The following is a 14,034-nucleotide window of genomic DNA, read 5'->3' on the forward strand; positions in this document are numbered from 1 at the left end:
GCGCCGGCCCGCGGAGTCCGGCACCGGCTCGTCCCGCAGGCTCGCCGTATGGGTCTCCCCGACCGCGAGCACACACACCACGGTGAGCAGGCAGCAGGCGCCGATCACGGCCGAGACCGCCAGCGTGCCCGCCCCCGCCATGCTCGCGAACACCACGGGGCCGATCCCCGCGCCGAGGCCGGCCAGCTGGTATCCCAGTGACGCGCCCGTGTAGCGGGTCCGGGTGCCGAACAGCTCGGTGTAGAGCGCCGCGAGCGGACCGTACATCGCGGGGTGCGCGACCGACTGGCCGAGCACGACGGCCAGCGTGAGCATCGCGGCCGAACCGGTGTCGATCATGGGGAACAGCAGGAAGCACACCCCCGCCGTGGCGATCGCACCGGCGAGCACCACGGGCCGCCTGCCGATCCGGTCCGAAAGCGCCGAGTAGCCGACGACGCCGAGCACCGCTCCGACGGACGAGAGCGTCAGTGCGTTGAGGACCGTCTGCCGTTCGAAACCCTGGCCGACGGCGTAGGAGACGACGTACGTCGTGAGCGTGCCCTGCGCGACGAACGCGCCGAAGCCCACCCCCACCGCGAGCAGGAGGTTCCTCGGGTACCGGCGGAGCACCTCCAGCAGCGGCGGCGACCCGCGTTCCCCAGGAGCCGAAGTCTCGGCGAAGACTGGTGTCTCCTCGACCTTCAGCCGCACGAACAGTCCGATCGCGAGCAGCACGACGCTGAGCAGGAACGGCACCCGCCAGCCCCAGGACAGGAACTGCTCGTCGGTGGTGAGGTTCGCCGCGAGAGTGAGCGCGAGGGTCGACACGACCATGCCGCTGGGCGCACCCGCGTTGGTGAAGCTCGCCCAGAGCCCCCGCCGGGTGGTGGCGTGCTCGGCGGACATGAGCACCGCGCCGCCCCACTCGCCGCCGACCGCGATGCCCTGCAGCACGCGCAGCACCACGAGCAGGATCGGCGCCCACACCCCGATCTGCGCGTAGGTGGGCAGCAGGCCGATGAGCGTGCTGGCCACGCCCATCATCGTCATCGTGATCACGAGCATCCGCTTGCGGCCGAGCAGGTCGCCGAAGTGCCCGAAGATCACCCCGCCGAGCGGCCGGGCCAGGTACCCGGTGGTGAACGTGCCCAGACTGGCGATGGTCCCGACCACCGGGTCCAGGCTGGAGAAGAAGACCTTGTTGAACACCACCGCCGCGGCGGTGGCGTAGAGCAGGAAGTCGTAGTACTCGATCACGCTGCCGAGGTAGCTCGACAGCACGGCCCTCCTGAGCTGGGTCGCGGACCTCGGGGACGCGGGTGTCTGTGCCATCGCGGTGTCCTGCCTCTGTGCCGGCCGCTGACAGTCGGGGCGCGGGAGTGGCCTGAGTCACTCCCGCGCCCCGAAGTTAAACACCTTCGTTACGCCAGTCAATCCGCTGCCCAACGTAATCCGGAAACCGCCAGGTCACACCGCCGGGGCCGCCTCGGGCACCCGGCGACGGCCACGCACCACCACGGCCCCCAGCGCGCCGAGCGCGACCGCCGCGCCGCCCGTCATCGTGATCGCCATGGCGGGGCCGTCGTTGCCCAGGACGCCGACCAGCGGGGCGATCAGGGCACCGAGACCGAACTGCACGGCCCCGAGTACCGCCGCGGCGGTGCCGGCGGCCTCGCCGTGGCGCGACAGCGCGAGGGCCGGCGCGTTCGGCAGTACGAAGCCGACGGCGGCCATCACGAACCACAGCGGTACGACGAATCCGGCGAGCCCGCCGACATCGCCAAGTGCGAGCACGGTCAGCACGGCACCCGACGCCGTGGCCGCCGCCAGAGCGCCGAGCACGATGCGCTTCGGGCCGTACCGCTTGAGCAGTACGACGTTGAACTGGGACGCCCCGATGATGGCGACCGCGCCCGCGCCGAACACGAGCGCGAACTCCTGCTGGTTGAGCCCGAACTGCTCCTGCAGCACGAACGACGAGCCGGAGATGTAGGCGAACAGCGCCGACATCCCGAGTGCGGCCACCAGCGCCAGCACCACGAACTCGCGGTCGGTGAGCAGCGTCCGGTACATCCGCAGCACCGGGCGGACCTCGCGAGCCCTGCGGTGCTCGGGTGGCAGGGTCTCCTTCAGCGCGAACACGGCCACGACGAGCAGCAGCACGCCGAGCACGGCCAGCGCACCGAAGACACCGCGCCAGGAACCGGTGAGCAGGATGGCCCCGCCCAGCGTCGGCGCCAGGATCGGCGCGGCGCCCATGACGAGCATGAGCCGGGACAGCACGGTGGCGGCTGCGTTACCGGAGAAAAGGTCCCGCACCACCGCGAGCGCGACGACCATCGCGGCGGCCGCGCCCACGCCCTGCAACGTGCGGAAGATCCCCAGGACCCCGACGTTGGGGGCGATCAGGCACAGCAGCGATGCGGCGATGTGCAGTACGGTGCCCGCGATGAGCGGAACCCTGCGCCCGACCGCGTCGGAGAACGGACCCACCAGCAGCTGGCCGAGGCCGAGCCCCAGCAGCGTGCCGGTGAGCGTGAGCTGCACGGTCGACGACGAGGCGTCCAGATACTCGCCGATCGCGGGCAGCGCGGGAAGGTACATGTCGATGGTCAACGGGCCCAGCGCGATGAGCGCGCCCAGCACGAGGATCACGCGGATCCGCTCGGCCCGTCCTGGTTCGGGTGTGGTCGCATCCCCGGCGGGTGATTCCGCCGGGCGGCTCTGCAACGCGACTCTGTCCATCACTACCTTTCGGATCAGGGGCAAGCGAGGAAGGTCGGCTCTGACGCGATCTTCAGCACGGCGCGGGCCCCCTTTGTTCCCCGGAAGCGCCTTCGGAGAGTGTGGCGCGGGTTACATCGACGCAGTGTCACGAGGGAGCGCCGACAGTGACTCCACTGTGGACTTCCAGAAGGGTGAGGAATGGTTGAAACAGCAACAACATTCGGTGAGTACGACGCGCTGAGCTTCGACTGCTACGGCACGCTCATCGACTGGGAGGCCGGCATCGCCGCCGTCATCGGCCCGTGGGCACGCCGGTTCGACGCCGCGTTGACCGACGAGCGACTCCTCGTGGCCTACGCCGCCGAGGAGGCCAGGGTCGCGAGGGAGCAGCCCGCCCTGCCCTATCCGGACGTGCTGGCGGAGGCCTTCCGCGCCGTCGGCGAGCGGCTCGGCCACCCGGTCGGCGACGAGGACGCGGAGCGACTGGGCGCCTCGGTGCCGGACTGGCCCGCGTTCGGCGACTCGCACGACGCGCTCGTGGCGCTGGGCCGCCGGTTCCGGCTCATCATTCTGTCCAATGTCGACCGCGCGAGCTTCGAGGGCAGTCGCGAGCGGCTCGGTGTCGAGTTCGACCACGTCATCACGGCGCAGGATGTGGGCAGCTACAAGCCGGCCCAGCGCAACTTCGACGTGCTGACGGACTACGCGCGCGGCGAAGGGCTCCGGCTGCTGCACGTCGCGCAGAGCCTCTTCCACGACCATGTCCCGGCGAGGAAGGCCGGGCTGCCCGGGGTGTGGATCAACCGGCGGCACGACCGGCCGGGCTGGGGAGCCACGCCCGACCCCGGCCAGCCCGTCACCCCGGACTGGGAGTTCCCCTCGCTCGCGGCGTTCGCCGCCGCGGCGACGTGACCGCGCACGCTCAGGGCCGGGCCAGCCCGGACTGGTAGGCCGCGACCACCAGCCGGGCCCGGTCGTGCGCGCCAGGCTTGGCGAGCAGGCGGGCCGACGTGGGTTTTTGCGGTGCGCAGGCCGATCCCGAGCCCCGTCGCGATGTCCTGGTTGGACAAACCGCGCGACCAGCGCGAGCACCTCCCGGCCCCCGGCCCGTCAGCCCGTCGAGCGACGGCGCCGGGCCGGGACGCTCGCGCGCGGCGAAACACCGGCACGTGGAGAAACCGCCGGGCGAGCAACAAGCATCTCCGCTCGGCGGTTCGGGTGAATCGTCGTCGCGGCGGCTCAGCCCACTTTGCGCTCGAAGGTGACGAGCACTCCCTCCACGCCGCCCGGACCGAGGCGGCCCTTCACCTCCGCGGTGGTGATCGCCTTGAGCCGCCAGCCCTCGGCGGCGTGGTCGTTGAGCACGTTCTCGAGCCGCGCCCCCGACATCTTGCCGCCGATCATCTTCTCGCGGATCTCCACGACCTTGTACTCGTACCGATCGGCCATCGCGTTCAGTCCTTCGAGGGCACGGCCATCTCGCCGAGCTCGGACCAGTCGTCCTGCGGCACGGTGGTGTTGACGACGCGAGGAGTCTCCGCCAGGTACTGGGGCAGCGTCCGCTGCGCGGTCTTGAAGTGCTCGGACTGGACGTGCGCCACGCCGGCGTCGGGGTCGCGGAACGCCTCCACGAGCACGTACTCGTTCGGGTCGCCGATGCTGCGCGACCAGTCGAACCACAGGTTGCCGGGCTCGTTCCGGGTCGCCTCGGTGAACTCGGCCGCGATCTCGGGCCAGCGGTCCGCGTGCTCGGGCAGGACTCGGAACTTGGCGGTGATGAAGATCATCGGGTACCCCTTCTCCCCTCGGTGGTGGTCGGACGGCTCACGATGCCAGGCGCGGGGTGCCGTGTCAGTCCCGCGCCAGGCCAGGGGGGAACCCGCCGGTGGCGACCGGGCCCCAGCGGTCGAGGGTGATCCGGATCAGCGACTTGTTCTGCCGCGCCATCGCCTCGCGGTACTCGGCCCAGTCCGGATGCTCGCCGGAGATGCACCGGAAGTACTCCACCAGGCCGTCGAGCGCGTCGGGCATGTCGAGGACCTCGGCCGTCCCGTCGACCTGGACGTACGGCCCGTTCCACTCGTCGGACAGTACGCACATCGACACGCGGGGCTCGCGGCGCGCGTTCGTCGCCTTCGCCCGCATGGGGTACGTCGACACCACGATCCGGCCGCTCTCGTCCACCCCGCACGTCACCGGCGAGAGCTGCGGCGAGCCGTCCGAGCGGGTGGTCATCAGCACGCCGCGGTGTCGCGGTCGCAGGAACTCCAGCAGGGCGGCACGGTCGACGCGCTGCGCGGTCGCGATGGCGGGTGCCATGGAGCGGTTCTCCTTCGCTCGGGTCCGGGCTCGCTCACCGTAACCGCTGGAGTGCGCTCCAGGTCAACCGGAAAGCGCCGGTTCGGGCTAGCGTCTCCCTATGGCGAAGGATTCCGCGGTGGAACTCGAGGTGGGCGACCGCACGGTGCGAATCTCCAGTCCGGACCGGGTGTACTTCCCCGCCAGGGGCGAGACGAAGCTCGATCTCGCCCGGTACTACCTGTCCGTGGGCGACGGGATCGTGCGCGCGCTGCGGGAGCGGCCGTGCATGATGCACCGGTTCCCGTCGGGGGTGGCTGGCGAGAAGGTGCACCAGAAGCGCGTGCCGCACGGCGCGCCGCCATGGCTGGAGACCGTGCGGGTGCACTTCCCGCGCTACAACCGGCACGCCGACGAACTGTGCGTCACCGAGCTGGCCTCCGTGATCTGGGCGGTCCAGATGTCGACCGTGGAGTTCCATCCCTGGAACTCCCGCCGGGCCGACACCGAACGGCCCGACGAGTGGCGCATCGACCTCGACCCGATGCCGGAGTGCGGGTTCGACCGCGTCCGGCGGGTCGCGCACGTCGCCCACGAGGTGCTGGACGAGCTCGGCATCACCGGCTACCCGAAGACCTCCGGCGGTCAGGGACTGCACGTCTACGTCCGGATCGAACCGAGATGGGGGTTCGGAGAGGTCCGCCGTGCGGCGCTGGCGTTCGCGAGGGAGGTGGAACGGCGGGCGCCGGACGACGTGACCACGGTGTGGTGGCGCAAGGACCGCGACCCGCGGCTCCTCTTCGTCGACTACAACCAGAACGCGCGCGACCACACGATCGCGAGCGCCTACTCGGTGCGCGGTGTGCCGGAGGCGACCGTGTCGGCTCCCATCACGTGGGAGGAGATCGACGACGTGGAGCCGGGCGACTGCACGATCGCGACCATGCCCGCCCGTTTCGCGAAGCTCGGGGACCTCCACGAGGGCATCGACGACACCGCGTACTCACTGGAGACGCTCCTCGACTGGGCCGACCGCGACGGGCTTGACGCGTGAGCGGTCACGCCGGTCCGCCCGTGCCGAACGGGTTGTCGAGCACGTGGCGCCACTAGCCGTCGGCCCCCCTGCGCGCGACATCTGGTGCGGTGCCGCGGATGGACCAGTCCACGGTTCCGGCACCGCCCGTTTCGAAGGCGGCACCGAGCACTCCGCGACGGCCTCAGCCGAGGGTGAGCAGCGCGATGGCGGCACCGGCGGCCACGAGGCCGAGCGTCTGCCGCCACCCCAGGCGTTCGCGGAGGACGGTGATGCCGAGCAGCACGGGGATCACAGGGTAGAGCGAGGAAAGCACCACGGCGATCACCACCAGCTGTTGCCGGGTGGCCAGCAGGTAGCAGACCAGCGCGAGCGCGGCGAGCGCGCCGGTCACCGCCGCCCACCCGACGGTAGCGGCGGACGGTCTGGCGCGGACGTGTGTGGCGCGCAGCAGCGGCAGGATCGTGAGGATCGCGGCGACTCGACCGGTGACCACGGGCCAGATGCCGGATGCCGGGTCGGCCTGGGCGAGTGCGAGGTACTGCAGCGCGATGCCCACGCTCGCGACCAGCCCGTCCGCGGTGGCCGCCGCCGCGCCGCGCCCGGTGCCGTCGCGGGTGCGCGAGACGAGCCAGAGCGCCGGGACCGCCACGGCGATTCCCAGCCACGACGGGACGGAGGGCCGTTCCTCGAGGAACAACACGCCGACCAGCACGGGCAGCGCCACTCCCCCGACCGCGCTGACGGGCACGACCACGCTCATGGCACCGCGGCTGAGTCCCTGGAACAGGAACAGCATGCCGATGCCGGTGCCGACTCCGGAGAGCGCGCCCCACGCGACGCTCTCCGGTCGTGGCGTCGACGGGAACGCGGGCGCCGCGAGCAGTGCGACCACGAGCCCGCCCGCCTGGCCGAGCAGGGCGACCGTGACGAAATGCGCGCGTCTGGCCAGCAGGCCGCCCGCAAAGTCGGAAAGGCCGTAGGCGGCGGCCGAGGCGAGGGCGAGCACCGGGCCCATGGTCACGAGCGGTCGTCCCGATCCCGTTCAGCCTGGCCGACGGGGCACGGCGCGCCTTCCGTGCACGACCCGCGATCGCACAGACGGCACAAGAGCTGCGCGTCGCCGACCTCGCCGTAGAGACCGGTGAGCAGCTTCTCCAGCAACCCGGTGAGCACGGCGCGCTCATCGTCGTCGAGCACCGCGAGCGCCCCGGCGAGGCGCGTGCCCCGCGCGGCCAGCAGCTCACCCGTGGCGCGCCGGCCTGCCCGCGTGAGCCGGATGGACACTTCCCTGCCCTGACCGGCACGGCGCTCCACGAGCCGTCGCCCCTCGAGCGCGTCGACCATCCGCGCCGCCGCGGACTGGCTCAGCCCGACTCTCCTGCCGAGCTCCGTGCCGCTCAGGCCCGGCGAGGCGGACAGCACCACGAGCGCCGCCGCTCCGCTCGCGCTGACGCCGGTGGCCCCGGTCGCGCCCGCGAGCACCAGGTCGGTCACCGTCAACGCGGCGGCTCCGAGCAGGTTCGCGGTTCGTTCTTCATGCATGACTCATGCATAACACGGCGGGCGGGACCGCGCTGGACACAGGTCCCTGACCTGCGACGACGCGCGCACACCGAGCCGATGGATGACCTCGCTGGTGCGCGGTCCGTCGACGATCGCGCCGGCACCGAGCCGTGCCGCTTCCCGCCTCGGTGCCGAGATCGCGGACCGCGAGGGCCCGCCCTCCGGTCTCGATCCGCTCGCCGACGAGCAGCACGCGGTCGACTGCGCCGACCACGCCGTGCGGGAAGCCGGGGCGCGGGTGCCGGTCGCGATGCCCCAGCGCGGGTGAGCGGCCACCGGCCGGCAAGGCCGGCGGCGTCGGCGCGGTCTCGCCGCCACGCGACCGCGGGGGCCGGCTCGTCGCGCAGTGACGCGGCGGGAGTCATGTTCGACTGCGGACGGCCCCGGAGCGCGGGCGGGGAACTCCGGGGACGCCTCCGGGTCATCACCGATGCGGACGGCCCTGGGCCGGGGCAGGGTGGAGGCATGGCGACAACAACGTTGACGAGGTCACGCGACAACAAGGTCATCGCAGGCGTGTGCGCGGGGCTCGCTCGCCGGGCCGGCTGGGAGCCGCGCACGATGCGATGGGTGTTCGTGCTCTCGTGCCTGCTGCCGGGGCCGCAGTTCCTGATCTACCTGGTGCTCTGGGTGATCATGCCGAAGGAAGAACGGCGCTACTGAGCCCGCCCGCGTGGCTCGGCAGCTCCGAAGAGCGCGCCGGGCGCCCGCCGGGCCAATGTCCTGCCCGCTGAGGCCGGTCGAGCCGCCCGGGCTGCGTTGATGGTGGTCAACGTAAGGGATCATCGGGTCGGGTCAGGGACGCGTGCCCGAGCGGGCCCTTCGCTACGGGATCGGCGAGCTGGCGCCGAGGCCCTTCTCCGCCGCGGCGGAGCGGACGGCCTCTATCACGAGCTGCAGCGACGGCCTGCGCGTCGCCGTCAGCCGGTGGGCGATGGAGACCGTGCGCATCACGGGGTCGGTGAGCGCGACGATGTCCACCCCCGGCGGCAGCAGTGACAGCCCGAGATCCGACACGAGCGTGACGCCCAGCCCCGCGCCGACCATGGCGAGCGCGGTGGCCTGCTCGCCCACCTCGTGGTTGATCTTCGGCTCGAACCCGTTGCGCTGGCAGGCGATCCGCACCGCACGGCCGAAGTGCGACCGCGGCCCCGCCAGGATCCACGGGTGCTCGGCCAGCTCCGTCAACGCCATCGTGCCCGAGGGCACCACGCCCGTGGGCACGGCGGCGTGCAACCGCTCCACCGCGATCACCACCCGCGCGAGCGACGGGTCCCAGGGCATCGGGTAGTCCGAGTAGTCGATGACGAAGGAGAAGTCGAGGTTGCCGTCGCGCACCGCGCCCGCGGTGTCCTCGGGGGCGAGCTCCTTCGTCCGCACCTGGATCCCCGGGTGCTCGGCGGCCAGCGCCGTGAGCGCGGCGGGCAGCAGCCCGGAGGCGACCGAGGCCCAGACGCCCGCCGTGAGCCGGGCGGACACTGCGTCCTGCGCCTCCTCCAGCGCCATGGTGGCGCGTTCCACCGACCCGAGGATCTCCTCCGCGTGCTCGGTGAGCAGCATCCCGAGCTCGGTCAGCTGCACGCGGCGGCCAAGCCGCTCGAAGAGCTTCGCGCCGACATCGCGTTCCAGCTGGGCGAGTTGCTGCGAGACGGCCGACGCGGTGTAGTGCAGCGAGGTCGCCGCCGCCGTGACCGTGCCCCGGCGATGCAACTCTCGAAGCATTCGCAACCTGTGCAACGAAAGCTCCATGCCGCTCAGCGTAGGCAACGATCTCGCGCTGTGCAGGAAGCCTGAACGCAACCGTGCATGATCCTTAACTAGACGTGGCCCGCGACACTCACGCACAGTGGAGGTACCGGCACAAGGGGGGCACCGCCCGCGAACTCGGCAGTTCAGACAAGCCGTCCATCGTCAGGCAGATGAGGCGGCACGCTGTCCTGCGCCCGCGTCAGTGCACCACACGAGCCCGGAGCAGGAGACGCCGTCGAGAGAACTTTGGAGGTGGGTTGCAGGTGACCACGATGCACGACCCGTGGGGACAGACGAGCACCGGAACGCCCGACGCCGCGACCGGCGCGGCCAAGCCCCGGCGCGGCGAGCCACTGCTGCGCCTGACGTGGACCGACCCGGTCACCGGCGCCCACGGTTACCTCGTCGTCCACACGCTCGTGTCCGGACTGGCCACCGGCGGCACCCGCATGCGGGCCGGCTGCACGATGTCGGAGGTCGAGGACCTCGCGTTCGGCATGGCGGCCAAGACCGCGACCTTCGAGCTGCCCGTCGGCGGCGCCAAGGGCGGGATCGACTTCGACCCGAAGGACCCCCGCGCCGTCGAGGTGCTGGAGCGGTTCTGCCAGGCCATGCGCCCGTGGCTGGACGCGCACTGGGTGACCGCCGAGGACCTCGGGGTGCCGCAGCACCTCATCGACGAGGTCTTCGCCAGGCTCGGCCTCGGCCAGTCCTACCACGCCGCCATCAGCCGCGCGGCCAACCCGGAGCGGACGCTGCGGCGCGTGACGGCGGGGCTGAACGCGCCCGTGCCCGGCGGGCTGCTGCTCGGGGACGTCATCGGTGGCTACGGCGTGGCACAGGCGTGCCTCGGCGCGGCGCGCGCGTGGGGCTGGGAGACCGGCGAGACCACGGTCGCGATCCAGGGCATCGGCACGATGGGCGGCGGCGCGGCCTGGTACCTGCACGAGTCGGGCATGCGCGTGGTCGCCGTCGCCGACGCCGCGGGCACGCTGTATCACCCGGACGGGCTCGACATTCCGGCCCTGCTCGACCTGCGCGACGCCTACGGCGAGATCGACCGCGACCGCGTGCCCGCCGAGGTGCAGCGGCTGCCGAGGAACGCGGTGATCTCCACCGCCGCCGACATCCTCGTGCCCGCCGCCATCTCCTACGCGATCACGCCGGACAACACGGTGGACGTCGCCGCGAAGGTCGTGGTGGAGGCGGCCAACGCCGCGACCACGCCGGAGGCCGAGGCCATGCTCGCCGCCAACGGCATCCCGGTGATCCCGGACTTCGTCGCCAACGCGGGCGCCGCGGCCTGGGCGTGGTGGCTGCTGCTCGGGCAGGTCGGCGCCGACCCGGCGGACTCGTTCCTGCGCCTGCGCACCGAGATGCAGGCCAAGGTCGCGCTGCTGCTCGGGCAGTGGATCGTCGACGGGGTGCCGCCCCGGCAGACGGCCCACGACCTCGCGGCCGCCAACCGGCAGGCCCTGGCGGAGGCGTGCGAGGAGACCCCGCTCGTCATCCCGTAGCGGTGCGGTCCCCGGTGCGCCGCGGCGGGCGCACCGGGGACCGGCGCACCACCAGAATCGTGGCGGCAACGCCGACCGCGAAGACGGCCAGCCCGGCCCACACCATTCCCTGCGTGACCGACAGCGGCGCGCTCGGCACGTCCGGCGTCCGCCCGCCGTCCCGGCCCGTGACGACCACGGCCACGACGACGGCGATCGCGCCGAGCACCGCGGTCACCGCACCGCCCCACAACACCCGTGCCCACGCCGGCCTGCTCGCGTCCCGCGCCCGTTCCGCGCGCCGCGCCGGCGCCAGCAGCCGGGCGAGCAGCACCAGCGCGACGGGCAGCTGGAGCAGCCACAGGGTGGTGCGCGGCCAGCCGTCGAACCACACGTTGGTTCCGTAGAGCAACGTGTGCCAGACGCTCAGGACGTACACGACGATCACGAAGCGGTGCAGCGCCCGCCACAGCCGCGCGCCCGTGCCGCCGCGGAAGTAGTACAGCAGGCCGAGTGGGATCGCCAGGTACAGCGCGAGCAGCCCCAGCAGGATCGCGACCACGCCGGTGCCCGAGCCGTACCCGCCGGGCACGAACGTCTCGACGAACGCGCTCCACACCCGCCCGAGCGGCCCGAGGCCGTCGGAGTTGGCCCGCACCAGCTCCGCGAAGAACAAGGCCGCGTGGGCGAACATCAGTCCGATCGTGGTGAGGCTCGTCGAGCGGTGCCAGCGCTCCAGCCGCACCGCGGACACCGGCAGCCGCCGCGGCCCCGGCCCCGACCGCAGGAGGCCCAGCATCGTGGTCAGCCACGCCCACAGCAGCGCGGACCAGCCGAACGCCTGGCAGGCCCAGTACATCCAGTACTCGTTGGCGTCTGCGAGGAACGGCATGACGGCGACGGTCGCCGACGTTTCGGCCCGCACACGTTCGTACAGCCAGCCGAAGATCGCGACCGTGATCCCGAGCGCGATGGTCGCGTCGGGTACCGCCGCGCGGAGGTCCGCCCTGAGCGCGGGCCGGTCCAGCCCGGTGCGGCTCGGTGCCGGCATACCGTGAGCCCCTTTCGCCTGGCCGTCCGGGCCCGCGGCGAGGCGGGCCCGGACGGCGTCGGTCAGACGCCGATCTCGGCGTTCCTCGCGGCCTGCACGATGCGCTGCCGCTCCTGTTTGGTGATGATGCCGTCAGCCAGCAGGCCGGCGGTGACCTCACGGACGTGCGTGACGAACGCGGTGTGGTCCGGGTACTCGGCCTCCTCGTCGATCAGATCGTTGATTGTGCACCCGTTGCCGGTGTCGGCGTTGGCGACGCCGGTGTCCTCGGCGCCCACGAACACGGTCGCCCGCGTGTCGGACACCGAGCAGGCCGGCTCCGGGTCGACGATCGTGAACGTCGCCTTGCCCGTCTCCGAGACGTTGCCCGCCTTGTCCGTGGCGCGGTAGGAAACCGTGTACACGCCCGCGTCGGCGATCGTCAGCGGAATGCGGTACGGCCGGAAGCTCCCTTCGCTGAAGCTGTACTCGACGGAGGCCACGCCCGACTGCTCGTCGGTGGCCGTGAGGGTGAGCTTCGCCGACTCGAGGTAGTTCCAGCCGGCGTCCATCTCACCGGTGAGCTGCGCCGTGACCACGGGAGGCGTGGTGTCCTCCTGCTGGCCGGGCACGACCGTGAACGTCACCGACCCCGGCTGGGACGTGTTGCCTGCGTGGTCGGTGGCGCGGAACCGCACGGTGTGCTCGCCCTCCGCGGCGACCTCGACGGGCTCGGTGTAAGCGGTGAACTCGCCGCCGTCGAGCGCGTACTCCACGCCGTGCACGCCGGACCCCTCGTCCACCGCGGTCACGGACACGGTCGCCGAGCCGACGTAGTTGCCGTCGCCGTCCTGCTCGCCGGTCACCTCGGCCGAGACCTCCGGCGGCGTGGTGTCCTCCTGGCCGTTCTCGACGACGGTGAACGTCACCGAGCCCGGTTCGGACGTGTTGCCGGAGTTGTCGGTCGCCCGGTAGCTCACGGTGTGCTCACCCGGCGCCGACACCACGACCGGACCCGTGTAGGCGGTGAACTCGCCGCCGTCGAGCGAGTACTCGACGCTGTCCACACCGGACTCCGCGTCGTGCGCGGTCAGCTCCACGCTCGCCGAACCGAGGTAGTGGCCGTCGGTGTTCTGCTCCCCGGTCACCTCGGCCATCACGTGCGGCGGCGTGGTGTCGCCCTCCGGGGGTTCGACCACGCGGAACGTCACGAAGCCGGTCTCGGAGAGATTGCCGGCGTTGTCCGTGGCCCGGAACTGCACCGAGTGGTCGCCGAGCTCGGTGACCTCCACCGGACCCGTGTAGGGCTGGAACCCGGTGTCGTCCACCTCGTACTCCACCGAGGCGATGCCCGACTGCGTGTCCTGCGCGGTGACCGTGACCGTGGCCTTGGCGAGGTAGTTGCCGTCGGCGTCCTGGGTGCCGCTGAGCTGACCCGTGACCGTCGGCGGAGTCGTGTCCTCCGGCGCCTGCTCGACGACCGTGAACGTCACCGACCCGGTCTGCGACACGTTGCCCGCGTTGTCGGTCGCCCTGAACTCCACGATGTGCTCACCGGGCTCGCTCACCGCCACCGGCTCCGTGTACGGCTGGAACCCTCCACCGTCCAGCTGGTACTCGACGGACGCGACGCCGGACTCGGTGTCCTGCGCCGAGACGGCGACCGTCGCCGTGCCGACGTAGTTGCCGTCGGCGTCCTGCTCGCCGGTGACCTCGCCCGCGACCGAGGGCGCGGTGGTGTCCTCGCCGCCGCCGTCGGTGACCGTGAGCACGCCGGCCATCTGGCCGTGCCCGGGCAGGGCGCAGTAGTAGCGGTACTGGCCCGGCGTGAGGTTGACGTCGACCTCGTAGCGGCCCTGGTTCGCGTCGAAGGGGCTCGCCGTGATGTTGACGTTGACGTCGTGGTTGTAGCCGGGCGTGGAGGTGTCGAACGTCAGGGTGTGCGGCATCCCCGTGGTGTTGCCCGTCGCGGTGCTGTTCTCGAAGACGAGCGTCGCCGCGCCCGCCGTGGCCGTGGCCGGCGCCGAGGCGTACTCGGTGATGCTGTCGTCGGCCGTCCAGGTCAGGATCTGCTGCTGTGCCTGGGCTTGCCGGGAGGTCTCCGTTTGCGTCTGCGCCGCCTGCCGGGCCTGCTGGACCTGCTCGCCGGCGAG

General features: G+C 72.0%; 15 protein-coding genes. 5 read left to right on the plus strand and 10 right to left on the minus strand.

Features of this window, described 5'->3' with window-relative positions:
- On the minus strand, window positions 1-1,314 hold a 1,314-nt coding region (locus DI005_RS33040; protein WP_113644713.1), incomplete at its 3' end, for an MFS transporter.
- A gap of 135 nt (window positions 1,315-1,449) precedes the next feature.
- A complete protein-coding gene (locus DI005_RS33045; RefSeq protein WP_113644704.1) occupies window positions 1,450-2,727 on the minus strand; it encodes a multidrug effflux MFS transporter in 1,278 nt (425 codons plus the stop codon).
- A 180-nt stretch (window positions 2,728-2,907) separates the two neighbouring features.
- Between DI005_RS33045 and DI005_RS33050 the strand changes: the two genes are divergently transcribed.
- A complete protein-coding gene (locus tag DI005_RS33050; RefSeq protein ID WP_113644705.1) occupies window positions 2,908-3,621 on the plus strand; it encodes a haloacid dehalogenase type II in 714 nt (237 codons plus the stop codon).
- A 327-nt stretch (window positions 3,622-3,948) separates the two neighbouring features.
- On the opposite strand, the gene DI005_RS33055 is transcribed toward DI005_RS33050, so the two are convergent.
- From DI005_RS33055 to DI005_RS33065, 3 genes are all read right to left on the minus strand, one after another.
- Window positions 3,949-4,158 (minus strand): DUF4177 domain-containing protein, encoded by a 210-nt coding sequence (locus tag DI005_RS33055; RefSeq protein ID WP_112268645.1) that lies wholly within the window; start codon window positions 4,156-4,158, stop codon window positions 3,949-3,951.
- Between the two features lie 5 nt (window positions 4,159-4,163).
- A complete protein-coding gene (locus tag DI005_RS33060) occupies window positions 4,164-4,496 on the minus strand; it encodes a putative quinol monooxygenase (RefSeq protein ID WP_112268643.1) in 333 nt (110 codons plus the stop codon).
- 64 nt (window positions 4,497-4,560) lie between these two features.
- Window positions 4,561-5,028 (minus strand): PPOX class F420-dependent oxidoreductase, encoded by a 468-nt coding sequence (locus DI005_RS33065; RefSeq protein ID WP_112268641.1) that lies wholly within the window; start codon window positions 5,026-5,028, stop codon window positions 4,561-4,563.
- Window positions 5,029-5,128: 100 nt separating this feature from the next.
- On the opposite strand from DI005_RS33065, the gene ligD reads away from it, so the two are divergent.
- Window positions 5,129-6,061 (plus strand): non-homologous end-joining DNA ligase, encoded by a 933-nt coding sequence (gene ligD / locus DI005_RS33070; protein WP_113644706.1) that lies wholly within the window; start codon window positions 5,129-5,131, stop codon window positions 6,059-6,061.
- Window positions 6,062-6,224: 163 nt separating this feature from the next.
- Here the strand turns inward: ligD and DI005_RS33075 are convergent, their stop codons facing one another.
- Window positions 6,225-7,058, minus strand: a complete 834-nt coding sequence (locus tag DI005_RS33075; RefSeq protein ID WP_113644707.1) for an EamA family transporter — start codon at window positions 7,056-7,058, stop codon at window positions 6,225-6,227.
- Window positions 7,059-7,060: 2 nt separating this feature from the next.
- The gene (locus DI005_RS33080; RefSeq protein WP_112268633.1) at window positions 7,061-7,585 is read right to left on the minus strand and encodes a MarR family winged helix-turn-helix transcriptional regulator; all 525 of its coding nucleotides are present in this window, start codon (window positions 7,583-7,585) and stop codon (window positions 7,061-7,063) included.
- Window positions 7,586-7,667: 82 nt separating this feature from the next.
- Here DI005_RS33080 and DI005_RS38380 point away from each other — a divergent pair, with 82 nt between their 5' ends.
- Both DI005_RS38380 and DI005_RS33090 read left to right on the plus strand, forming a co-directional pair.
- A complete protein-coding gene (locus tag DI005_RS38380) occupies window positions 7,668-7,874 on the plus strand; it encodes a hypothetical protein (RefSeq protein WP_158559934.1) in 207 nt (68 codons plus the stop codon).
- A 197-nt stretch (window positions 7,875-8,071) separates the two neighbouring features.
- Window positions 8,072-8,269 (plus strand): PspC domain-containing protein, encoded by a 198-nt coding sequence (locus DI005_RS33090; RefSeq protein WP_112268622.1) that lies wholly within the window; start codon window positions 8,072-8,074, stop codon window positions 8,267-8,269.
- A 162-nt stretch (window positions 8,270-8,431) separates the two neighbouring features.
- Here DI005_RS33090 and DI005_RS33095 read toward each other — a convergent pair whose 3' ends face one another.
- A complete protein-coding gene (locus tag DI005_RS33095; protein ID WP_112268620.1) occupies window positions 8,432-9,355 on the minus strand; it encodes a LysR family transcriptional regulator in 924 nt (307 codons plus the stop codon).
- 263 nt (window positions 9,356-9,618) lie between these two features.
- Here DI005_RS33095 and DI005_RS33100 point away from each other — a divergent pair, with 263 nt between their 5' ends.
- Entirely contained in the window at window positions 9,619-10,872 is a 1,254-nt protein-coding gene (locus DI005_RS33100; RefSeq protein WP_369973643.1) for a Glu/Leu/Phe/Val dehydrogenase dimerization domain-containing protein, read from the plus strand.
- On the opposite strand, the gene DI005_RS33105 is transcribed toward DI005_RS33100, so the two are convergent.
- Together DI005_RS33105 and DI005_RS33110 are read right to left on the minus strand one after the other, a co-directional pair.
- Complete coding sequence (locus tag DI005_RS33105) at window positions 10,862-11,902, minus strand: ferric reductase-like transmembrane domain-containing protein (protein WP_113644708.1); 1,041 nt, start codon at window positions 11,900-11,902, stop codon at window positions 10,862-10,864. The two genes, DI005_RS33100 and DI005_RS33105, sit on opposite strands and share 11 nt — an antisense overlap.
- Before the next feature lie 62 nt (window positions 11,903-11,964).
- Window positions 11,965-13,830 carry an Ig-like domain repeat protein gene (locus DI005_RS33110; RefSeq protein WP_369973647.1) on the minus strand — a complete coding sequence of 622 codons (1,866 nt, stop codon included), beginning with the start codon at window positions 13,828-13,830 and terminating at the stop codon, window positions 11,965-11,967.
- Window positions 13,831-14,034 lie beyond the last annotated feature (204 nt).

Source organism: Prauserella sp. PE36, assembly GCF_003311655.1.
GTDB classification, from domain to species: domain Bacteria; phylum Actinomycetota; class Actinomycetes; order Mycobacteriales; family Pseudonocardiaceae; genus Prauserella_A; species Prauserella_A endophytica.

Coding starts and splice junctions, on each gene's coding strand:
- DI005_RS33045 (WP_113644704.1), bottom strand. CDS start 2,727: ATGGACAGAGTCGCGTTGCAGAGCCGCCCGGCGGAATCACCCGCCGGG.
- DI005_RS33050 (WP_113644705.1), top strand. CDS start 2,908: ATGGTTGAAACAGCAACAACATTCGGTGAGTACGACGCGCTGAGCTTC.
- DI005_RS33055 (WP_112268645.1), bottom strand. CDS start 4,158: ATGGCCGATCGGTACGAGTACAAGGTCGTGGAGATCCGCGAGAAGATG.
- DI005_RS33060 (WP_112268643.1), bottom strand. CDS start 4,496: ATGATCTTCATCACCGCCAAGTTCCGAGTCCTGCCCGAGCACGCGGAC.
- DI005_RS33065 (WP_112268641.1), bottom strand. CDS start 5,028: ATGGCACCCGCCATCGCGACCGCGCAGCGCGTCGACCGTGCCGCCCTG.
- ligD (WP_113644706.1), top strand. CDS start 5,129: ATGGCGAAGGATTCCGCGGTGGAACTCGAGGTGGGCGACCGCACGGTG.
- DI005_RS33075 (WP_113644707.1), bottom strand. CDS start 7,058: ATGGGCCCGGTGCTCGCCCTCGCCTCGGCCGCCGCCTACGGCCTTTCC.
- DI005_RS33080 (WP_112268633.1), bottom strand. CDS start 7,585: ATGCATGAAGAACGAACCGCGAACCTGCTCGGAGCCGCCGCGTTGACG.
- DI005_RS38380 (WP_158559934.1), top strand. CDS start 7,668: ATGACCTCGCTGGTGCGCGGTCCGTCGACGATCGCGCCGGCACCGAGC.
- DI005_RS33090 (WP_112268622.1), top strand. CDS start 8,072: ATGGCGACAACAACGTTGACGAGGTCACGCGACAACAAGGTCATCGCA.
- DI005_RS33095 (WP_112268620.1), bottom strand. CDS start 9,355: ATGGAGCTTTCGTTGCACAGGTTGCGAATGCTTCGAGAGTTGCATCGC.
- DI005_RS33105 (WP_113644708.1), bottom strand. CDS start 11,902: ATGCCGGCACCGAGCCGCACCGGGCTGGACCGGCCCGCGCTCAGGGCG.
- DI005_RS33110 (WP_369973647.1), bottom strand. CDS start 13,830: ATGCCGCACACCCTGACGTTCGACACCTCCACGCCCGGCTACAACCAC.